This window comes from Macrococcus sp. GL_134, assembly GCF_057834705.1.
Window position 1 is genome coordinate 990,143 of the sequence record NZ_CM174409.1, and the last position, 21,604, is coordinate 1,011,746.

Here is a 21,604-nt window from a genome sequence, read left to right on the forward strand (position 1 = left end):
AATTTATTTCTATACACATGGGAATGTGTCTATTATAATGTATTCATTGATAAACAAGGAAGTGTAAAGATGAAATTACTAAAAGACCTCCATCAGATGAAAAGAGATCAAGTGAAACTGACAATGATGACTGCTTATGATTATCCAAGTGCCAAACAAGTTGAAGCGGCTGGTATCGATATGATTTTAGTCGGAGACAGTTTAGGGATGACAGTGCTGGGTTATGATAGTACTATTTATGTCACAATAGAGGATATGATTCATCATACGAAAGCGGTAAGACGCGGGGCACCAGAGACGTTTACTATCATCGATATGCCTTTTGGTACTGCAGGGGTGAGTGACGAAGTTGATGTGAATCAGGCGATAAGACTTTTCCAGGAATCCGGTGCACATGCCGTCAAAGCGGAAGGTGGACATTTGACATCGTTTATTTCCCGCTGTACTCAAATGGGAATTCCAATCGTTGCTCATCTAGGTTTAACGCCTCAAAGTGCAGCCATTACAGGCTATTCAGTTCAAGCCAGGACTAAAAATGAAGCTGAGCAGTTGATTGCTGATGCACAAGCAGCAGCAGCGGCGGGTGCCGTCATGCTTGTATTAGAAGCGGTGCCGAGCGATTTAGCAGCTCATATTACTGAGTTACTGGCTATACCAGTCATTGGAATTGGTGCCGGTCAAAAGACTGACGGTCAAGTGCTTGTGTATCACGATGTCCTTAACTATGCGACTGATCGCAAGCCGAAGTTTGTCAAACAATATGGAGATTTTTCTACAGGAGTGGAAGCGCTCAGCCGCTATCATCACGAAGTTAAAAATGGTGAATTTCCAACGGAAGACTATACTTATAAAGCAAGAATTATGAATGAGGTAAATCATGACTAGACGAATCACGACCATTTCAGAAATGACGACAATCATTAATGAGCATAGAGCAGCAGGACAGTCTATCGGCTTTGTTCCGACAATGGGGGCACTTCATGACGGTCACATGATGCTTCTTAGAGAGGCAAAAAAAGAAAATGATATTACAGTCGTAAGTGTGTTTGTTAATCCATTACAATTTGGACCTGATGAGGATTTCGATGCATATCCAAGAGATATAGATGCCGATCAATCACTTGTAGCTCGTATCGATATTGATTACTTGTTCCATCCGACTTCTGAAGAAATGTATCCGAAGCAGGATATCACTCTTACTGTCGGCAGACTTGCAGCAGTGCTGGAAGGTGCGAAGCGTCCTGGTCATTTTGATGGTGTAGTGACCGTTGTTAACAAACTCTTTAATATCATCAAACCGGACCGTGCCTACTTTGGTAAAAAAGATGCGCAGCAACTTGCCATTATCGAGGCTATGGTCGATGATTTCAATCATGATATAGAAATTATAGGGATTGATATTGTTCGCGAAGAAGATGGGCTTGCTAAGAGCTCGAGAAATGTCTATCTGACTGATGAGGAACGCCTGGAAGCAGTAGCGCTATATAACAGTCTGCTGCTCGCCAAAGAGTTGATAGACGGCGGAGAGACACAGACAGCAGTCATTGAAGAAGAGATAATACGATACATTACGTCTTATTCATCTGGGACTGTTGATGAGGTTGCTATCTATCAATATCCAGAATTGATTAAAGTAGACAAGCTCGAAGGCCAGTGCTTTATTTCTCTTGCAGTGAAGTTTTCAAAAGCACGGCTCATCGACAATATGATTATTGGAGGACTATGATGATAAGAACAATGATGCACGGAAAAATTCACCGTGCGAGAGTAACAGAAGCTAATTTAAATTATGTCGGCAGCATTACTATTGACCAGGATATTCTAGATGCTGTCGATATTCTGCCTGATGAAAAAGTGGCTATCGTGAACAATAACAATGGCGCGCGACTAGAGACTTATGTCATTGCAGGTGAACGTGGGTCAGGCGTTATCTGTTTGAACGGAGCAGCCGCTAGACTTGTACAAGTAGATGATATTGTCATTATTATGAACTATGTACAGCTGACGAATGAAGAAGCATTGATACATTCACCGAAAGTTGCAGTGATGGATGAACATAATCAAATCGTTCAGCTTATTACAGAAACAGAAGCTACGATTATATAATGAAACCCCCGTGTAGATTCATTTTACACGGGGGTTCATTATATGTCAGCCACTCAATCTTACTTGCTCGTCGCCGTCCACTGATCACCTGGATGGCGATGTCTTTTTGTGTGTGCATAAATATTGTCAGCTGCATAATCCTCGTTAGTGTAAACAGTAATATCATAAAATGCCATATCACGGTCAAATGGTTCAGCTAAATAAACATCTTTAAGATGAACAAACAAGCGCTGCATCGCCTGCTGATCCAGACTTGGATATTCTCTTAAAATTTTCTTGATAAGACTGCCATTCTTATTGTAGACACCTTGTACTACAATGACGAACTTCTCGTCTGTCTTCAGTACATCATCGAATATATTGAACTGTCCGTTTGACATCTGTCTGCCTCCTTATGCAACCGCTTTATAAATTATATTATACATAAAAAAAGAGATTTGCGTATGCAAATCTCTGATTATAGTTCATGTTTAGTTAAATCAATATCTTGAAGCTTGACGACTTTTGTTTTCTTGACCCCTTTATAGCCGAAATAGGCAGCGAGTGCCAGTATGATCGGTAGAATAGAGTCAGTCAATGATGACCAGTTCAATGAAGTAATATCTGCAAATGACTGACCGATCAGTAGAAAAAGAATCGCGCCGCTTACTAAGAAGACACCTATAGGGAAGAACGGTGCTTTATAGGTTAGCAGTTCGTCTTCATCTAAGTTCTGAACTTTTATGGCGCGTCGCAGGCGGTAATGACTAATGATACTGATGAACCAGACGATCAATACTAACGTTCCAAGCATATTTAATAGTTTTCCGTAACCACCCATATTCAAGTGCGCATAAATAATACTCAAGATGATCAGTACAGTTGTCGTGATTAAAGCATTGAAAGGCATATTGCGTTTGTTGAGTCGTCCGAGAAACTGAGGTGCCTGTCGGTCGTTGCTAAGTGAATAGAGGAGACGACTGGTAGCATATAATCCTGAATTACCAGCGGATAATACAGCTGTCAATATCACTGTATTCATAATAGACGCAGCAAATAAAATACCAAGATTATCGAAAATGATAGTGAATGGGCTCATCGCTACATCTGAATTTTCATTGAGTAGTCTCGAATCAGTGTACGGAATCAATGCAGCAATCACAAAAATGGAGCCGATATAGAACAGTAAGATTCGCCAAAACACTTGTTTGATAGCTTTTGGCATTGATTCTTTCGGATCTTCTGATTCTCCCGCTGTCACGGCAACAACTTCAGTCCCGCCGAATGAGAATCCTGCTACAATAAGCACCCCGAGTAAACCTAAGAAACCATTGACAAACGGCGCGTCACCGACAGTGAAATTTTTAATGCCGACAGGTCCTTGATCGCCAAGAATCCCGAATATCATTAATAGACCCATGACTAGGAAAATAATGATAGTTCCTACTTTGATAAATGAAAACCAATATTCCGCTTCTCCAAATGATTTAACTGAGAATGCATTCAATATAAATAATAACGCTAAGAAAATAAGACACCAGACAAATGAATTAATTCCATTGAAAGTATCCCAGTAGGATAACACTTTTGCTGCGGTTATAATATCGACACTTGCTACGAGTGACCAGATCACCCAGTATAACCAACCGACCATAAAGCCAGCTGCAGGATCAATAAAGCGATAGGCATAAGCGCTGAAAGAACCTGACACCGGATAAAATGTGGCCAGTTCTCCAAGTGCTGTCATAAGAAAGTAGACCATAATACCAATCAAAGCGTAAGCAATGATAGCACCCCCTGGACCGGCCTGATTGATGACAGCTCCACTAGCCATAAATAAGCCGGTACCTATAGAGCCGCCGATCGCTATCATCGAAATATGTCGTGTCTTTAAATCTCTATCCATCTGATTGTTTGTCATTTCATTCACCTTACCTTAAATTATTGATGTCATTTATTGTAGAATTAAAGTAATAAATAAGCAAGAAAAAGTTTTAATGCATAAAACCTTTAAAGTGTTAAAGTCAGTGGATGCAAAAAAATATCGGCATAAAACATAATTTTCATATTCAGATTAGAATGAATGTGATATAATAATGATTATAAATAAGAAACACTTCAACAACTGACAGATAAAATGGAGGTAATTAAATGAGTGAAAATAATAAACAGAAGTTAACAGGTTTGTTCGGAGCTCCTGTAAGTGACCGTGAGAATACGATGACTGCAGGTCCAAGAGGGCCGGTAGTGATGCAGGACATCTTCTTCATCGAACAGATGGCACACTTTGACCGTGAAGTGATCCCGGAACGTCGGATGCATGCTAAAGGTTCAGGAGCATTTGGTACTTTTACTGTAACACATGACATCACACAATATACTTCAGCAAAAATCTTTTCAGAGATCGGTAAACAAACAGAAATGTTCGCGCGATTCTCAACTGTAGCAGGTGAGCGCGGGGCAGCTGATGCCGAACGTGATATTCGCGGATTTGCTTTAAAATTTTATACTGAAGAAGGAAACTGGGATTTAGTCGGTAATAATACCCCTGTCTTCTTTTTCCGAGACCCAAAATTATTCGCAAGTTTAAACCACGTAGTTAAACGTGACCCTAAAACAAATATGCACAATCCACAATCCAACTGGGATTTCTGGACGAGTTTACCGGAAGCACTTCATCAAGTGACTATTTTGATGAGTGACCGTGGGATACCTAATGGTTTCCGTCATATGCATGGCTTTGGTTCTCATACATACAGCATGTATAATGCGGAAGGTGAGCGTGTGTGGGTGAAATTCCACTTTAGAACACAACAGGGAATTGAGAATTTAACGAGCCAAGAAGCAAATAGCATTATCGCAAATGACCGTGAATCAAGTCAACGGGATTTATTTAATGCAATTGAAGAAGGCAATTTCCCTAAATGGAAAATGTATATTCAAGTCATGACTGAAGAACAAGCAAGAAATCATAAAGATAATCCATTTGATTTAACAAAAGTTTGGTACAAAGGCGATTATCCATTAATTCCTGTCGGTGAATTTGAATTGAACCGTAATCCTGAAAACTATTTTGCTGATGTCGAACAGGCTGCTTTTGCACCTACTAACATTATACCAGGACTTGATTTCTCACCTGACAAAATGCTGCAAGGTCGTTTGTTCTCATATGGCGATACTCAGCGTTACCGTCTTGGTGTCAATCACTGGCAGATTCCAGTCAACTATCCAAGAGCAGTTGCTAATTTATGTCCGTTTTCACGTGACGGTCAAATGCGTGTCGATGGTAACTTAGGATCTCAGACGAATTATTATCCAAACAGCTACGGTCATAACATGGATCAGCCGCAATATAAAAAACCGGCATTACCTCTACAGGGCAGTGTTTATGAGCATGATTTCCGTGAAGATGACACAAACTATTATGAGCAGCCTGGGAAATTATTCAATCTATTGTCATCTGAAGAACAGCACCGTCTGTTTATCAATACAGCTAATGAAATGCATAGTGTTACTGATGAAGTAAAACATCGTCATATTAGAAACTGCTATCTTGCTGATCCAGCTTATGGACAAGGAATTGCCACTGCATTGAACATCGATATCGATACAGTCAATTTAGAACAGGACTAATGTAAAACCAGCCACACAGTGGCTGGTTTTTATTTTGTAAATAATTATTATTACGATTTACAAAAAAGTTCTTGCTTTTGATAATCATTCGTAATAGAATTTATATCGAAATGATTACGATTAGGAGATGGAACGATGACACGCATTATATTTTTATTGATAGCAGTACTTCTTGTAATATCCGGCTGTGGGCAGGCAGAGGAAGAATCTAATGGCAGGCTCAATGTCTACACTACCGTGTTCCCATTTAAATCTTTTATGGAACAAATCGGCGGAGATCATGTTCAAGTTCAAAGTATTTATCCTAACGGCACTGACATTCATACTTATGAACCAACACAGAAAGATACGCTCAAAATTGCTAAAGGAGATTTATTTGTCTATTCAAGTGATGAACTGGACCCAGTAGCAGGCAAAATAGCATCGGTAGTAAAAGATGAACAAAAGCTTCTTGCTGTGGCGGAGGATATCAATGACAGCCAGCTGCTTGATCACCATAATGACTCAGGGGAAGTTCACGACCATGACCATGAGCACGACCATGAATCATCATTAGATCCCCATGTCTGGCTCGATCCAGTGCTCAATGAATCTTTTGCAGAGCAAATCAAAGATGAATTGATTGCTAAAGATCCGGAACACAAGAAAGACTACAACGAAAACTATCGTCAGCTAGTAAAGGACATTAAAGCAATTGATCAGCAGCTGAGAGACATTACAGCTCAGCCTAAAAGGGACACTGTCTACATTTCACATGAGTCTCTTGGTTACCTCGCTGATAGATATCATTTTAAAGAAGTAGGGGTCTCCGGCATGAATAATAATGAACCGTCACAAAGTGAAATTGTCGGGATGATCAATGATATCAATGATTCAAATACACCTTATATCATATACGAGCAGAATGTTTCTTCTAAAATTACTGATATTATTGCTGAAGATACTAACGTGGAGTCTTTGAAATTTCATAATATGGCTGTTCTGACTGATGAAGATAAGTCTGCCACCTATCAATCGATGATGAAACAGAACATTGAAACATTGGACAAAGCATTAAACGATAAGGAGGACTAAAAATGGCAAAACAATCAAAAATCGCAAAAGAGAGACAGCGGGATCAGCTAGTAGAACGCTATGCTGAAAAACGACGTCTGTTAAAAGCACAAGGTGATTACCGGGCACTTGCAAAACTCCCGCGTGATTCATCTCCTGTGCGTCTGACGAATCGCTGTCAGGTCACTGGTCGTCCTCGAGGGGTCATCCGTCAGTTTGAACTGTCGCGTATCACATTTCGTGAACTCGCACATGCCGGGCAAATACCAGGAGTAAAAAAAGCCAGCTGGTAATGAAATAAACGGACTTTTTAGAAAAAAACTGAGTTTTCTCTTTACAAATCCAAAAAAAACCTGTAAATTACCCTATGGACGAATAATTAATTGTTTGTTATAAAAATAGTTCGTATTTAAGGGTGGTATAAATATGTTAGATGTATTCGATTATGAAGATATTCAGTTAGTCCCGAATAAATGTATCGTTAAAAGTAGAAGTGAATGTGATACTTCCATTCAATTTGGACCAAGAACATTCAAAATTCCTGTTGTACCAGCGAATATGCAGACTGTAATGAACGAGGAATTAGCAGAATGGTTTGCAGCGAACGATTATTTCTATATTATGCACCGTTTCGATGAAGCGGCGAGACTGCCTTTCATTAAGAAGATGCAAGACAAAGGTTTATTTGCTTCAATATCTGTCGGTGTAAAAGATAATGAATATGAATTTGTTGAAGAACTTAAAAATAAAAATGTAGTTCCAGAATATATGACGATTGACATTGCTCATGGACATTCTGATCAAGTCATCAATATGATCAAACATATTAAGCATCATCTTCCTGAAACATTTCTGATTGCAGGGAATGTAGGAACACCCGAAGCTGTCAGAGAACTTGAAAATGCTGGTGCGGATGCAACAAAAGTGGGTATCGGACCAGGCCGAGTGTGCATTACAAAAATTAAGACAGGTTTTGGCACAGGCGGCTGGCAGCTGGCAGCCATTAAACTGTGCGCAAAAGCAGCGCGTAAACCTATCATAGCTGATGGCGGTATTCGGACACATGGAGATATCGCGAAATCCATTCGTTTCGGCGCTGACATGGTCATGATCGGTTCACTATTTGCGGCTCACGAAGAATCCCCGGGCGAGACTGTTGAACTTGACGGCAAGCTGTATAAAGAATATTTCGGTAGTGCTTCAGAGTTCCAAAAGGGTGAGAAGAAAAATGTAGAAGGCAAGAAAATGTTTGTTGAACATAAAGGCAGTCTTCATGATACATTGATTGAAATGCAGCAGGACTTGCAGTCATCGATTTCATATGCCGGTGGTAATGATTTAGAGTCTATTCGCAAAGTTGACTATGTAGTGGTTAAAAACTCAATATTTAACGGTGATATGGACCGTTAGTCAATAAAAAACATACTAAAATTACTTCAAAGTAATCTAGTATGTTTTTTACTGTGTTATAGTCTCTCATGTATAGTTTCATTAGTTTCTGATATAATATACTCCTAATTAAGCTGAGAAGGAGAACTATGAAGAAATTATTAATTTTTTTGTTACTGCTCGCAGGAATGTTCATATTTCCGCTGCGTCTATTGTCGCTGCCCGATGAATGGACATTGTATGTTAAAGATAATGCTCGTGACTATATTGACGGTCAGCAGAACGACAGTGCGGTGACTCAAGAAGTACCGACAAGCTACATCAATGATATCAAGCTTGGGATGTCAAAAGAGCGTGTCGATCAGCTGCTCGGCAAACCTAAAGACCAGTTAATTAATCAATACAACGATACGTGGTATGTTTATCATCATCAATACAGAAACTTCATCCTTGTCGATTATATAGAGTCAACGGTTAATGGTATATACATAGTTGCAAGCCCATTTCATTCAATAGAAAATGTAAAGTATGGCATGACCAAGTCTCAAGTTCAACAACAGCTGGGAGAGCCGCTGGAAATCTTTAGTGGTCCGGCGTATCATTTAAGGATTGATGAACCGCATGCCTTATTCTATCTTATCGATGGTATATATTATACTTATTACTTTGATCAGCATGAAGACCATCAGCTGGTTGGTATGAAGGTAGTAACAGAGGCACTCGAAAATAAAAAAACAAGACTGTATGCCAACCCTTCCAATGAACTGAAAACCGCTTATGAAACATTGGATTATTATTTGATCAACGCCGATAGAGTGAAGCACGGTTTACCGCCACTCAGATATCATGATAAAATAAGTAATACTGCTCTGAAACATTCACAGGATATGGCGGACCATGATTTTTTCAATCATATTAATTTGGAAGGTCTTGATCCATTCGATAGGATGCAGCGAGATGCTCTTCATTATCGACTGGCGGGCGAAAATCTAGCTTACGGACAAATATCTCCGATAGAAGCACATCACGGATTGATGAATTCACTGGGCCATCGCAAAAATATTTTGAATAAAGACTTTGAACAGGTGGGAATCGGGGTTGCCTTTAACCCTGAAAATATACCTTACTATACAGAAAACTATATAACAGAGAATTAGGAGAATATCATGGCTAAAGAAATTGTCGTATCATCACTTTTAATCACTACCGAGGAGAAAATACTCGTTCAGGATATCGGTCATAAAAAAATGAAGCTTCCTTATATCGTTAAAAAAGGGAATCAATCTATTCAGCAAAGTGCTCAGGAATTTGCCGGCAGACTGAAAAAAGAGCTCAAAGTCGGCGGGATTTTATTCGTCGTAGAAGAGAGAGCTGAGCATCAAGGATTTTTCTTTAATACTATAGCGAACGAGACATCATTTGTGTTTAATGTGCGTAACAAAGAAGAATTTAAAGTAAAACGTCCTTATTACTGGCTCCCATTTGAATATTTAAATCAGCTGGATATTGCTGATGAGTTGAAGCAATTGATAGTTTCTAATCAAGTCATTAAATCAAGTGTGCCGCTCATCAACTTAAACAAAGAATAATTTTGGCCCGGAGCCTAATCAGCTCCGGTTTTTTTGATTAAATGTCAGTGACATCTGTCGAATGATCCATAATAAAAACCACCTGTGAAATAACAGGTGGTCCACAAAGATTATAATCTTGTAATTCTCATGTTCTGACGTTCTGTCACTTTTTCACGTATGCCTGTTCGTTCGGCAAGGGGACGATCAGAATTCTCGATGAGGTGAAGCATCATATCGATCTGTCCGATATGACGAAACTCATTGCTGATACACTTTTGCATGTCTTCATAGTGAGTCTGTTGATTCTCTGCCAGAGAATCAACATGTTTAAAGTATTGGACAACATCATTAAAATTCAATGTACTCAAATGATTTTGATAGTCACTCAAGCTGGAATCGTGTAAGTTATGATTGTCATTACGTCCAAATGATTCATGGTATTCATTGGCGACAGCAAGTAATGTTGCTTTAATAGTGCCATGTCCAAACCCAAAATTATAATTCAACTCAGAGTCACTTAAATACTGAAGTTTCGCGAGTAGTTGTTCTCTTTCACCTTTTACCCATTGGTATTCATTCGCCATATCTCATTCTCCTTTGAATTAGATTGATGATTAACTATACCCTCACGCACAAATCATACTCAATAAAGTAGAAAAGTTATAATATTTCAATTCTGTGTTTGTGAAATAATTATCCGGGTACATATATTTTGTACTTAGATATTAAGGGGATAGAAAGATGAAGATAAATAAACCAAAAGAAAAAGACATTCTTGAACAAGTGAAAGAGATACTTGGTCGTAAATAATCGAAATTCCAGATAATCGCACGATAAAATTCCACAATAACTCGTACCGGCCGCTGAGCCGGTATTTATTTGGATAAAAAAACACCACTTCATATTAAGAAGCGGTGCTAAAATTCCCGGAACAATCCGACTACTTTACCAAGAACAGTTACTTTATCGAGGTAAATCGGTTCCATGGTGCTATTTTCTGGCTGTAGTCTGTAACGGTTGTTTTCTTTGTAGAAGCGTTTGACTGTCGCTTCATCTTCTTCTGTCATCGCAACAATGATATCACCATTTTCTGCAATAGACTGACGTCTGACAATCACTTTGTCACCATCTAAAATACCTGCTTCTATCATACTTTCACCGACGACTTCCAGAATGAAGATATCGCTATTGTGGCTGGATGTGAAATGGGCAGGTAAAGGGAAGTATTCTTCCACATTTTCAACCGCTGTAATAGGAAGACCAGCTGTGACTTTACCGATGACAGGAACATGTATCGTTTCCTCGTGAAAGGCTGCTTGTGATGTATCTGAGACAATCTCAATAGCTCTTGGTTTCGTAGGATCACGTTTGATGTAACCTTTCTCCTCAAGACGAGATAAGTGACCGTGAACTGTCGAACTTGATGCAAGTCCAACTGCTTCGCCGATCTCTCTGACACTCGGTGGATATCCTTTTGCTGACACGACTTGTTTTAAATATTCATATATTTCTTGTTGTCTTTTAGTTAATTCTTTCATGCGAACACTCCTTAGTGTTTGTTCTAACGCCATTATAACATATCTGTTCGGGTCGAACAAACATTTGTTCGTATTTTTATTGACAGAGAACAGACGTTCTGTTATTGTAGAGATACAAACAAATGTTCTGGAGGGAATTAATTATGACAATCAGAATTTCTAAAGGTTTTTTAATGTATTCTATCTTTTTTCTGATGATAACGACATTCGGATCTCTATATATGGCTCAATCTAAGGCAATCTATGAAGAAAAACAGACCATCGCAACTGAAGAACAAGTAAATCATCCGAGCAAAGGAACGAACATTCGTTCTGAAAATCCGACCACCCATCAATCTACTCAAAACGGCGAAGTCCTTGGTATCGTAAAATAATTTTTAGTCTGCTGATTTAAGCAGGCTTTTTTTGGTTGGAGATACACTCGAGTTGGTTTTCAGACACTTTTTTGCTATCTTTATTATGAAAGGAATGATGAAGATGCTAGAGGAACACAAAATGAACCGTATTAATCATTTAGCAAACAAAAAAAAGTCAAAAGGATTAACAGAAGAAGAAGGACGCGAGCAAAGTAAGCTCCGTTCAGAGTATCTTCAAAGTTTCAGAACGAGCTTCAAAAAAACTATTGAAAATACGAAAGTGATTGACCCGGAAGGAACAGATGTGACCCCGGAGAAAATTAAAGAAATTCAGCGTCAGAACAACATTCGGGATTGATAGTTTATTTTAAGCTATACTATGATGGAATCAATACTTTTATTATAAAGGAGATTTTTATAATGTTTAATGAGAAAGATCAATTAGCAGTAGACACGATCCGTGCCTTGAGTATCGATCAGATCGAACAGGCGAATTCCGGCCATCCAGGTTTACCGATGGGGGCAGCGCCAATGGCTTATACATTATGGACAAGACATTTGAGATTTAATCCGAGCTCAAAGTATTTCTTTGACCGCGACCGCTTTGTATTATCTGCAGGTCATGGTTCAGCACTTCTATATTCATTGCTTCATGTATCGGGAGCATTGGAAATGGATGAGCTGAAAAAATTCCGTCAATGGGGTTCTAAAACGCCGGGTCATCCTGAATTTAATCATACAGATGGAATTGATATTACAACAGGACCACTAGGTCAAGGGTTCGCGATGAGTGTCGGCATGGCTGCTGCTGAAAGACATCTAGCAGCGACATACAATCAAGATGATTCAAACATTATTGATCACTTTACTTATGTATTAGTGTCAGATGGTGATTTAATGGAAGGTATTTCACATGAAGCGGCATCATTTGCCGGCCATCTGAAATTAAATAAATTGATTGCATTGTATGATTCAAATGACATTTCACTGGATGGTGACCTGGACAAAGCCTTCTCAGAAAATGTCAAAGGCCGCTTTGAGTCATATGGCTGGCAGCACATTCTGGTCAAAGATGGCAATGATATGGAAGCTATCAATGAAGCGATTGAAAGAGCGAAACAATCTGACCGTCCGACGATGATTGAAGTCAAAACAGTCATAGGCTACGGTTCACCGAATAAACAAGGAACAAATGGTGTTCACGGTTCGCCGTTAGGTGCAGAGGAACGCAAGCTGGCACTTGAAAGCTATGGTCTTGATCCAGAACTTAAATTCAATGTACCAGAAGAAGTCTATGAGATTTTCCAGACGACTATGCTGAAACGTGGAAATGACAAAGAAGAGGCGTGGCATCAACAACTTGAAGCTTATAAAGCGAAGTATCCGGAACTCGGCAGAAATCTTCAGGCAGCGATTGATAATACACTTGCTGACGACTACGCTGATCAATTACCAAAATATGAAGTAGGCAGTGCAGCAGCAACACGTGCGACTTCAGGTGAAATGATTCAAGCGTTATCTGAATCTGTTCCTCAGTTATTCGGTGGTTCAGCTGACTTAGCATCTTCCAACAAATCAAATGTCAAAAAAGCAGCTGATTTCTCTGTTGAAACACCAGAAGGCCGTAATATTTGGTTTGGCGTCCGTGAATTTGCAATGGGTGCTATGATCAATGGTATGGCAGCCCATGGCGGTGTTAAGCCTTATGGTGCTACATTCTTCGTTTTCAGTGATTATTTGAAACCAGCATTACGTCTTGCAGCATTAATGGGTGTTCCATCAACTTATGTATTTACCCATGATTCGATTGCAGTGGGTGAAGATGGTCCGACTCATGAGCCGATTGAACAGCTGGCGGGTCTTCGTGCGATGCCTTACTTGAACTTGTTCCGACCGGCAGACGGAAACGAAACACGTGTTGCATGGAAAGTGGCGATGGAATCTAAAAAAGATCCAACCGCTTTAGTACTGACACGTCAAGATCTTCCGGCACTCGATGTCAGTGAAGAAGCGGTAGAAGAAGGTGTTCGACGCGGCGGATATGTTGTATATCAAACTGAAAATCCTGAATATTTACTGATTGCAACTGGCTCAGAAGTGTCACTCGCAGTCGAAGCAGGTAAACAGCTTGAGGCGCAAGGGAAAGGGGTACAAGTAGTATCACTTCCTAACTTGAAATTATTCGATCAGCAGGATTCAAGTTACAAAGAGGCAGTACTGCCATCATCTGTGACAAAACGTGTTGCCATTGAAATGGGTGCTACAGATGGCTGGTATAAGTATGTTGGATTAAATGGGGCTGTCATCGGAATCGATCGTTTCGGTGCAAGTGCGCCAGGCGAAATCGTTATGGAGAAATACGGATTCACTAAAGAAAATGTCGTTAAAACAGCATTAGAATTATCATAAGCTGTCATCTTGCATATGATTCAGTCCTTACTGGAAGTTGCTTTGTCATACTACCGGTAAGGGCTTTTTGATTTAATAATTGTTGAAAAACGAGGAGTTATTTAGTAAAATTTATAAGAATGAGAAAGTGGGTGAAATAATGGAGACATGGATATGGATTTTACTGATTATTTTAGCAGCAGTGGCAGGTGCAGCACTTGGGTTCTACTTGGCACGTAAATATATGATGGATTACTTGAAAAAGAACCCACCCATCAATGAAGATATGTTAAGAATGATGATGATGCAGATGGGTCAGAAACCATCACAAAAGAAAATTAATCAAATGATGGCGATGATGAATAAAAATATGAATCAAAACGTCAAGTAAAAAAGGATGCTGCGGCATCCTTTTTTTATTCTGTCACTGATTCATCAACAGGTAGAGCGGGTGATTCAGTGTCAATGAGAAATTCTGTTTCTGGCAGCTCTGTTGTCGTGGAAGGTGTTTCGCTAGTGGCCGGTCTTTCAGTCTCAGGAATTTCAGTGGCTGGTACTTCAGTAGTTGGGACGGTCTGGTTAAGATCCTCTTGAGGAACCTGCTCAGCTGTTGGCTGTGCAGGTTCCTCAAGCGGATATATTTCCTGAGCATTGTCGATAGGTTGATCCATTGGAGCAGCGGCTTCGAATGATGGCAGGTCAATGTTTGTCTCTGTACTGTTGTCGACCTCTCTTTCTACAGTTGTAGGGGTCTCAGTCGTTGATTCAGTGCTGTTAACACGTTCTTCCGGTTCAGGTACGGCAGTAGATTTCTTAGCTTCTGCCCGTTGTTTTGCTGCTTTAATTTTTTTTAGTGCCTCTTTTGAGGACTTGGTCTTGCTATTATCCTTTTTAGCGGCTTCTACGTTCTCTGACTCGTCTACTTTAGGGTCAGCACTGTTCTCTGCATCCGTTTGCTTCTTTTCAGAGCAGCCGCTTAATATGAAAAGGCACGATATTAATACGAATATATGTTTCATTACATGACCTCCTTATCAATAATATATCATTTTTCAAGGATCATGAGTATACGACGGTAATTCAGCGGCATCGTGTTGTCACGAATTTTTCAAAAAAGAATGATGATTTGTCCTATAGTTTTGGTAAAATAGTTTGGAATGGAGTGATTAATATGGGAGATGTAACAATGGCACTTGCCTTTGGTGCAGGTCTACTAAGTTTCATATCGCCATGTGTTCTGCCGATCTACCCGGCCTTTTTATCATACATTACAGGAATATCATTCAATGACTTAAGTGAAGGTCAGCTTAATACAAAAGCTATTCTTCATACACTTTTGTTTTTGATAGGTTTTTCACTCGTCTATATATCTTTCGGTATCGGTATCGGCTTCGTCAGTGATTTTTTGAATCATTATGACGATACCATTCGCATGGTAGGCGGTCTGTTGATGATGATATTTGGACTGATGACTCTCGGTATTTTTACACCTCAATTTTTAATGTCTGATAAGAAGTTCAACTTCAAGAACAAACCTGGTGGTTATTTCGGCTCACTCATCATCGGTATTGCTTTTGCAGCAGGATGGACACCATGCATGGGGCCGATTGTCGGCACTATTATTTCTCTGGCACTGACGAACCAATCATTGGCGTTATTTTATATGATTCTTTATGTACTAGGTTTTTGTATTCCATTCTTTTTATTGACGTTCTTCTTGACGAAGCTTAAATGGATACGAAGATATAGTCAGCTGCTGATGAAAGTCGGCGGTCTGATTATGATTGTTATGGGATTACTGTTATTCTTTGATTTACTGACAGAAATCACAAGATTATTCAGCTGGGGGATTTAGCATGTATGTCATTCTTTCGATGATTGTTGCAGTATGTATGGGAATGATTGTTATCGCCGTTCGTATGAAAGCACAAAAATATCCGACGAACGCAAAGAAAATTATTTTGCCGCCATTCTTTATGGCCACTGGAGCATTGATGTATGTCATCCCTTATTTCAGATTGACCCCAATGGAGATATTGGAAGCACTGCTTGTAGGTATGTTTTTTTCGTTGTTCTTAATCTTCACCTCTAATTTTCAAGTGATAGACGGTCAGATTTACATGAAGCGTTCAAAATTATTTCCAGTGATTTTAATATCACTGCTGATCATTCGCTCAGTGCTGAAATTCTATTTAAGCAGCTCACTTCATCCAGGTGAACTGGCAGGTATGTTTTTTCTGCTGGCATTCTGTATGATCGTACCTTGGAGGATTGCGATGTACTATAAATATAGAAGACTTGCTGAATCTCTTCATATAAAAGAATAAAGCGCAGCTGCACGCTGCGCTTTATTTTTGTGCTTCTTTAGCGATGAGTTCTGAATGATCAAAAATAGAAAATTTGTTCTTTTCATCGTCCGCATATTTAAAATATTCGTTGTACGGTGTATAGTCAATGCCAAGTTCTGTTAATTTCTTCTTCATAAATCCGTGGTCACGTTTCGGTGTCGCAATGATATAGCCGCGCATAATATGATCAAGTTCAATTTTCTGTGCACCTTCATCAAGCGCAATTTTGGAGATTCTTCCTGCAATTCGTTCTTTTGCGACATTTCTAAATAACTCTGGTACTGGAGACACCAGCTCATTAAGCAGAGATCTACTATCTTCATGCCAGAGTGGAAGTGCTTTATTGATATAAAAATCCTGCCAATCCAACTCACTTTTACCATCTTCCTTTGGCATTCTCTTTAAAAATTTGCGGAACATAAAATAACCGCCGATGGTCAACAGCCCCATAAAAACAACAGTCCAGATGAAAATCAGTGTGATAAATATATCGTTCAATATGGTCACCTCATTGCTCATTATAAGAAAAAAAATTCAATGTGTCTATTCCTCGTTCTTCGTTCGATATATAGAGCGTAAAGGAGGTGATGACATGTTGAAAGAAGTTGTAGTAAGTCTTGCATACATTAGCGGTATATCTGACAGCGGAAAAGATATTCGTAAAACACGCCGCTTCAATCAAGTCAGACTTGATTTGACAGATGTAGAAGCTAATCGTTTCAAAGATTTAATCGCTTCATTGACTGGTGAAGATTATGTTTCAGTTGAGAAAATTGATACAAAAGCAGTGTAATCGAATACATTTAACGAAGGAGGTGATCCAATGAAAACTTTACAGATGATCTTTGCAACGGATTTCGGTAAGAGCTATCAGTTCAACCTTACCAATCCAAAAGAACAGCTGACATCAGAGGAAGTTCGCGATGTCATGGAATCGATTGTTGCAGGAAATTACCTTGAATCGACAAGTGGACGTCCCGTTGCCGTGAAAGAAGCAAAAGTGGTTGAACGTATCGAAACACCATTATTTAAATTATAAGTACTCATCAGGTGCTTTCATTATAAATTATTTATCGCAAAAGGTATGTCCGATTAATCAGGCATGCCTTTTTGTGTATAATGCAATAGAGGTGATTCATTTGAAATTAATGCATATTGCTGACCTGCACATCGGCAGAACCATTAATCAGCATAGTCTGCATGAAGACCAGCAGCTGATGCTTGATCAGTTGATCGACCAAATAGATAAACAGCATATCGATCTATTGATTATTGCAGGTGACATTTATGATCGGTCTCTGCCGTCAAAAGAAGCAGTGCAGCTATTTGAACAGTTTATAAAAGCCGTAAATATAGAAAGAAAAATACCCGTTCTTGCGGTCAGTGGCAATCATGATGGCGCTGAACGGCTGGGCTATGGTAAGGACTGGTTCAAAACGCATGATTTTCATATCAGTACTTCCATTGAAGACAGTTTTCAACCGATTGTTTACCATGATATTCATTTTTATTTAATTCCATACATTGAACCCATTGATGCAAGATTTTATTTCAAAGATGACAGTATTAACAGCCATGCAGCAGCGTACGAAGCTATTATCAATCACATTGAACCACAGTTAGACCGAAGGAAGAAGAATATCGTCGTCAGTCATCTATTTATCCAGGGAGGAGACGAAAGCGATTCAGAACGTCTGCTATCGCTCGGTGCAGTAGAATATGTCCCGCCAGCTTTATTTCAGTCATTTGACTACGTTGCTCTCGGCCATCTTCATCATCCATTTGCTATTAAGTCTGACCATATCAGCTATAGCGGCAGCCCCCTCAAATATTCATTCTCTGAAGTCAATCAGCCAAAGGGTTATCGTCTCATCGAAGTCAGTGAATGTATAAAAAATACATTTATACCGCTGATTCCAGCACGAGATGTCAAAGTCATTGAAGGGACGTTTAGTGACGTCTATGAGGAGAACAGTGCGATTGAATTTAAAGATGACTATTTAAAGATGATTCTGTCTGACATGCGACCCATCAACGATCCCATGACGAAGCTGAAACAGATTTATCCGAACTTGCTTGAACTAAGACATCTGGATGATATTGCAGTTGATGAAACATCAGCAGCTCAAATTATCGAGCAGAGTGATATGGATATTATGAATATGTTTGCCGTCGAACTAACAGGTGAAGAGTTGTCTGACGTTCAAGTAACAACGATAGACCGATTACATCAAGGAGGGGACTTCAGTGAGACCGATTGAACTTGAAATGCGTAACTTTGGCCCTTTCATCAATGAAACGATTGATTTCACTGAACTGGGAGACAATCATTTATTTTTAATTAGTGGTAAAACAGGTGCCGGAAAAACCATGCTGTTTGATGCGATGACGTATGCATTGTATGGTGAGGCATCTACTGCGGCAAGAGATGAATCTGAACTGCGCAGTCATTTTGCCGAAGCTGTACAACCAACGTCGGTCAGATTTAAGTTTGCACTGAATCAGCGGATATATGAAATTTCTCGTTCTCTCCCCTTTGTTAAACCTGGGAATAAAACAAAGACACTCCCAAAGCTTGAAGTCATAGAATTATTAAGTGATGAAAAAAAATTGATCGCTAAAAGTGTTAAAGATGGCAATCAGAAAATTAAAGAACTGATTAAAATGGATGCCAATCAATTCCGGCAGATCTTAATTCTACCGCAGGGGGAATTCAAAAAATTTCTTATAGCAGGCAGCAGTGACAAACAAAAAGTATTAAGAACGCTCTTTAATTCGACTCGGTTTAAGCATCTCGAAATGCAGCTCATGGATGAAACTAAAGAACTGCAGCAGCAGGTTCAGCAGACAGAACAAGAAATGGAAGTGCTGCTCAGCCAGTTTAAGTCAAACAGTGACATAGAAGGGTCCGTTGAACAGTTAATCATCAGTCGTCAAGCTGAGCTGTCAGAACAGGAAGAGCAGATTGAGCAGATGAAGCAGCAGCTGACCATTGATGAGGAATCGAAACAGACAGCTGTAGAACGACTGAATCAGGCAGCTTCCATCAATCAGGCTATTTCAGAAAAACAGACATTGGCTGAACGCCTTTTAGAGCTGGAGCAGCAGTTACCGGTCCTGCATGACAAAGAACAGCAGTATCAGATCATGCAGGCGATGGAACAAATTGCTGAAATACAGGCTCAGATGGATAAGCAGCAGAATAAAATCAATGGGCTGCAGTTAGAGGTTGATGAGCAGGATCAGAATATGAATCAGTTAATGAAACAACTGAACACCTTGGAAGAGGCGATGAGCCGTTATAATAAAGAAACTGAGCATGTCACTGCCATAGGTCAGGAGCTGACTCAAGTCCAGCACTTCTATTACAATCACCATGACTACCATCAATTAGATAGGCAGCTTGCTGATAACTTAACACGCCAGCAAAAAATTGAAGGCACTGTTAGTACATTATCCAAACAGTTAACTAAGCTGTCTGAGAAGGCTGCTCAATTAACTGAACGATACAATGCAAATAGTAATGAATGGCAGCAATACAAGACGCAGCAGTATGAATATGCTGCTCAATTAACTGAAACAACACGTATAAACAAGGAATATGAACATAAATTAGCTTTGATGACTGATGAAAGAAACATCCAGCAGCAGCTTGAGCAAATGTCTGACAATGAACTGGACGTTGCTATGAACTTAATGAGACAGCATCTGCATGAAGGCAGCCGTTGTACTGTCTGTGAACAGCAGGTCACTCATCTGCCTGATGCGGATGAACAGATCATCAGTCAACATTATGCTTATAAAACGTTAAAAGAACAACAAATCAAATTGAATGCCAAACTCGAATTGCTGCAGCATGTTGAAGCGGTGGATAACAGCGAATTACAGAATCTTCTATCAGCACTGGAACAGAACATGACTGAACGCATGGCAGAACAAGCTACTTTGTCAGAAGAAATGGAATCGATCAGTCAACTGACTCAAGCTGCACAGATGAACTACGACAATGCACAGAAGGAATTAACTGAGCTCAAAGTAACCATCAATCATCAGTTAAAAGCTAAACGTGATTTCCATGAGCAGACACAATTTGAATCTTACGATGATTTTTATAACAGTTATCAGTTGAAACAACAACAAATAGCACAGCATCATCAGCAGATGGAAACGGCACGTACCGAGCTCATACAGTTAAATCAGCAGATTAACTATCAACAACAACTGCGTGATAGAATAACGGTCGAACTGCAGGACTGGGAGCAGCTGCTCCGCCAGACCGTTACTCAGTACCGCGACCTGTTAAGTCACCACCATCTGACAGAGGAGCAGCTGCCGGATGAGTATGATCATCATGTCATTGAAGAACTGGCGGGATGGATACAGAATTATAAAGAGCAGGAAATGACTCTGAAGCACCAGATTGATGAATTCAATCATCTGATTGGAGAGCAAGTCGTTGTAGAGTTAACGCCGCTGCAAAAAGAAGTGGAAAGAAGTAGGGCGGTATATCAACAGCATGAAGAACAATATACAAAAAATAAATATAATTTTGAGCATAACAGCCAGTTGATGGAACGGCTGTCACTGTTAAATCAGAGCTATAAAGAGACCATCGGCAGACATCAGGAAATTATGACACTTGCACAGTTGTTCGGCGGTCGCAATCCACAGAAATTGACATTGGAAAACTATGTGCTCACTTACTATTTGGAGCAGACTTTAAAGTTATCTAACAAACGGCTCAATCAAATGACAAACTATCGCTATCAATTTCAACGTAAAACTCAAGTCACTCAAGGCTATAGCGGCCTTGAAATCGAAGTAGTCGATAATTACAGCAATAGAGTGAGAGACATCTCTACATTATCAGGCGGAGAAACCTTTCTGGCGTCTCTCGCTCTAGCACTTGGCTTGAGCGATTATGTGACACAAGTTTCTGGCGGGATCAATCTAGAATCGGTCTTTATCGATGAAGGATTTGGAACATTGGACAGCGAGACACTTGAAACAGCGATAGAGTCATTAGTGGAGCTTGAACAGAGCGGAAAAGTGGTAGGATTGATTTCACATGTTCAGGAACTTAAAAATAGAATAACAGCATTGTTGTTAGTCGAAAGCACCGGTTATAAGAGCCATACAAGATTTGTGATCAAATAATTGTAATAGTTTAGTCAAATATTATGCGTCATTTGTATTTATCCTGACTCGTTGATTTGATATATTTAAATCATAAACAGGAGGGA

The 21,604-nt window shown here is 39.6% G+C and carries 25 protein-coding genes; 19 read left to right on the forward strand and 6 right to left on the reverse strand.

Translation table 11 applies throughout. The features are described from left to right. Positions 1 to 69 precede the first annotated feature (69 nt). From panB to panD, 3 genes are read left to right on the forward strand one after another with little or no spacing between them, the layout of a single operon-like run. The gene (gene panB, locus AC3IPL_RS05035; protein WP_489242178.1) at positions 70 to 885 is read left to right on the forward strand and encodes a 3-methyl-2-oxobutanoate hydroxymethyltransferase; all 816 of its coding nucleotides are present in this window, start codon (positions 70 to 72) and stop codon (positions 883 to 885) included. Beyond that, positions 878 to 1,726: a pantoate--beta-alanine ligase gene (gene panC / locus AC3IPL_RS05040; protein WP_489242180.1), complete on the forward strand. Its 849-nt coding sequence runs from the start codon at positions 878 to 880 to the stop codon at positions 1,724 to 1,726. The genes panB and panC overlap by 8 nt, the downstream gene beginning before the upstream one ends. After that, positions 1,726 to 2,106, forward strand: a complete 381-nt coding sequence (panD, locus tag AC3IPL_RS05045) for an aspartate 1-decarboxylase (RefSeq protein WP_489242276.1) — start codon at positions 1,726 to 1,728, stop codon at positions 2,104 to 2,106. Before panC ends, panD begins: the two co-directional genes overlap by 1 nt. A 59-nt stretch (positions 2,107 to 2,165) precedes the next feature. Here panD and AC3IPL_RS05050 read toward each other — a convergent pair whose 3' ends face one another. Together AC3IPL_RS05050 and AC3IPL_RS05055 are read right to left on the reverse strand one after the other, a co-directional pair. After that, complete coding sequence (locus tag AC3IPL_RS05050; RefSeq protein WP_489242181.1) at positions 2,166 to 2,486, reverse strand: hypothetical protein; 321 nt, start codon at positions 2,484 to 2,486, stop codon at positions 2,166 to 2,168. 77 nt (positions 2,487 to 2,563) lie between these two features. After that, entirely contained in the window at positions 2,564 to 4,006 is a 1,443-nt protein-coding gene (locus AC3IPL_RS05055) for an amino acid permease (RefSeq protein ID WP_489242183.1), read from the reverse strand. 230 nt (positions 4,007 to 4,236) lie between these two features. Between AC3IPL_RS05055 and AC3IPL_RS05060 the strand changes: the two genes are divergently transcribed. The 6 genes from AC3IPL_RS05060 to AC3IPL_RS05085 all read left to right on the forward strand — a co-directional run bounded on the left by AC3IPL_RS05060 (position 4,237) and on the right by AC3IPL_RS05085 (position 9,749). Further along, a complete protein-coding gene (locus AC3IPL_RS05060; RefSeq protein ID WP_489242184.1) occupies positions 4,237 to 5,718 on the forward strand; it encodes a catalase in 1,482 nt (493 codons plus the stop codon). Between the two features lie 135 nt (positions 5,719 to 5,853). Further along, on the forward strand, positions 5,854 to 6,792 hold the full coding sequence (locus tag AC3IPL_RS05065; protein WP_489242185.1) for a metal ABC transporter solute-binding protein, Zn/Mn family: 939 nt from the start codon (positions 5,854 to 5,856) through the stop codon (positions 6,790 to 6,792). Positions 6,793 to 6,794: 2 nt separating this feature from the next. After that, the gene (gene rpsN, locus AC3IPL_RS05070) at positions 6,795 to 7,064 is read left to right on the forward strand and encodes a 30S ribosomal protein S14 (RefSeq protein WP_489242187.1); all 270 of its coding nucleotides are present in this window, start codon (positions 6,795 to 6,797) and stop codon (positions 7,062 to 7,064) included. Between the two features lie 133 nt (positions 7,065 to 7,197). Continuing rightward, positions 7,198 to 8,181: a GMP reductase gene (guaC, locus tag AC3IPL_RS05075; protein ID WP_489242189.1), complete on the forward strand. Its 984-nt coding sequence runs from the start codon at positions 7,198 to 7,200 to the stop codon at positions 8,179 to 8,181. A 128-nt stretch (positions 8,182 to 8,309) separates the two neighbouring features. After that, positions 8,310 to 9,317 carry a CAP domain-containing protein gene (locus AC3IPL_RS05080; RefSeq protein WP_489242190.1) on the forward strand — a complete coding sequence of 336 codons (1,008 nt, stop codon included), beginning with the start codon at positions 8,310 to 8,312 and terminating at the stop codon, positions 9,315 to 9,317. A gap of 9 nt (positions 9,318 to 9,326) precedes the next feature. Further along, on the forward strand, positions 9,327 to 9,749 hold the full coding sequence (locus AC3IPL_RS05085) for a hypothetical protein (RefSeq protein WP_489242191.1): 423 nt from the start codon (positions 9,327 to 9,329) through the stop codon (positions 9,747 to 9,749). A 110-nt stretch (positions 9,750 to 9,859) separates the two neighbouring features. Here AC3IPL_RS05085 and AC3IPL_RS05090 read toward each other — a convergent pair whose 3' ends face one another. Together AC3IPL_RS05090 and lexA are read right to left on the reverse strand one after the other, a co-directional pair. Further along, positions 9,860 to 10,315 carry a hypothetical protein gene (locus tag AC3IPL_RS05090; protein ID WP_489242192.1) on the reverse strand — a complete coding sequence of 152 codons (456 nt, stop codon included), beginning with the start codon at positions 10,313 to 10,315 and terminating at the stop codon, positions 9,860 to 9,862. A 333-nt stretch (positions 10,316 to 10,648) separates the two neighbouring features. Next, positions 10,649 to 11,269 carry a transcriptional repressor LexA gene (lexA, locus tag AC3IPL_RS05095; protein WP_489242194.1) on the reverse strand — a complete coding sequence of 207 codons (621 nt, stop codon included), beginning with the start codon at positions 11,267 to 11,269 and terminating at the stop codon, positions 10,649 to 10,651. Positions 11,270 to 11,412: 143 nt separating this feature from the next. On the opposite strand from lexA, the gene AC3IPL_RS05100 reads away from it, so the two are divergent. The 4 genes from AC3IPL_RS05100 (at position 11,413) to AC3IPL_RS05115 (ending at position 14,404) form a co-directional block, all read left to right on the forward strand. Next, positions 11,413 to 11,643: a hypothetical protein gene (locus AC3IPL_RS05100; protein ID WP_489242195.1), complete on the forward strand. Its 231-nt coding sequence runs from the start codon at positions 11,413 to 11,415 to the stop codon at positions 11,641 to 11,643. Positions 11,644 to 11,746: 103 nt separating this feature from the next. Then, positions 11,747 to 11,983, forward strand: a complete 237-nt coding sequence (locus AC3IPL_RS05105) for a DUF896 domain-containing protein (protein WP_489242197.1) — start codon at positions 11,747 to 11,749, stop codon at positions 11,981 to 11,983. 62 nt (positions 11,984 to 12,045) lie between these two features. Then, positions 12,046 to 14,034: a transketolase gene (gene tkt / locus AC3IPL_RS05110; RefSeq protein ID WP_489242198.1), complete on the forward strand. Its 1,989-nt coding sequence runs from the start codon at positions 12,046 to 12,048 to the stop codon at positions 14,032 to 14,034. Between the two features lie 139 nt (positions 14,035 to 14,173). Further along, entirely contained in the window at positions 14,174 to 14,404 is a 231-nt protein-coding gene (locus AC3IPL_RS05115; protein ID WP_489242199.1) for a YneF family protein, read from the forward strand. A gap of 25 nt (positions 14,405 to 14,429) precedes the next feature. On the opposite strand, the gene AC3IPL_RS05120 is transcribed toward AC3IPL_RS05115, so the two are convergent. After that, complete coding sequence (locus tag AC3IPL_RS05120; protein WP_489242200.1) at positions 14,430 to 15,032, reverse strand: hypothetical protein; 603 nt, start codon at positions 15,030 to 15,032, stop codon at positions 14,430 to 14,432. 152 nt (positions 15,033 to 15,184) lie between these two features. Here AC3IPL_RS05120 and AC3IPL_RS05125 point away from each other — a divergent pair, with 152 nt between their 5' ends. Further along, positions 15,185 to 15,868: a cytochrome c biogenesis CcdA family protein gene (locus tag AC3IPL_RS05125; RefSeq protein WP_489242201.1), complete on the forward strand. Its 684-nt coding sequence runs from the start codon at positions 15,185 to 15,187 to the stop codon at positions 15,866 to 15,868. A gap of 1 nt (position 15,869) precedes the next feature. Next, a complete protein-coding gene (locus AC3IPL_RS05130; protein ID WP_489242203.1) occupies positions 15,870 to 16,340 on the forward strand; it encodes a CcdC family protein in 471 nt (156 codons plus the stop codon). Between the two features lie 21 nt (positions 16,341 to 16,361). Here the strand turns inward: AC3IPL_RS05130 and AC3IPL_RS05135 are convergent, their stop codons facing one another. After that, positions 16,362 to 16,859: a DUF2621 family protein gene (locus tag AC3IPL_RS05135; RefSeq protein ID WP_489242204.1), complete on the reverse strand. Its 498-nt coding sequence runs from the start codon at positions 16,857 to 16,859 to the stop codon at positions 16,362 to 16,364. A 94-nt stretch (positions 16,860 to 16,953) separates the two neighbouring features. Between AC3IPL_RS05135 and AC3IPL_RS05140 the strand changes: the two genes are divergently transcribed. From AC3IPL_RS05140 to AC3IPL_RS05155, 4 genes are all read left to right on the forward strand, one after another. Beyond that, on the forward strand, positions 16,954 to 17,154 hold the full coding sequence (locus AC3IPL_RS05140; protein ID WP_489242205.1) for a DUF1659 domain-containing protein: 201 nt from the start codon (positions 16,954 to 16,956) through the stop codon (positions 17,152 to 17,154). A 30-nt stretch (positions 17,155 to 17,184) separates the two neighbouring features. Further along, complete coding sequence (locus AC3IPL_RS05145) at positions 17,185 to 17,400, forward strand: DUF2922 domain-containing protein (RefSeq protein ID WP_489242207.1); 216 nt, start codon at positions 17,185 to 17,187, stop codon at positions 17,398 to 17,400. 109 nt (positions 17,401 to 17,509) lie between these two features. After that, a complete protein-coding gene (locus AC3IPL_RS05150) occupies positions 17,510 to 18,622 on the forward strand; it encodes an exonuclease SbcCD subunit D (protein WP_489242277.1) in 1,113 nt (370 codons plus the stop codon). Further along, positions 18,609 to 21,518, forward strand: coding sequence for an AAA family ATPase (locus AC3IPL_RS05155; RefSeq protein ID WP_489242208.1), 2,910 nt, complete (start codon positions 18,609 to 18,611; stop codon positions 21,516 to 21,518). The genes AC3IPL_RS05150 and AC3IPL_RS05155 overlap by 14 nt, the downstream gene beginning before the upstream one ends. Positions 21,519 to 21,604 lie beyond the last annotated feature (86 nt).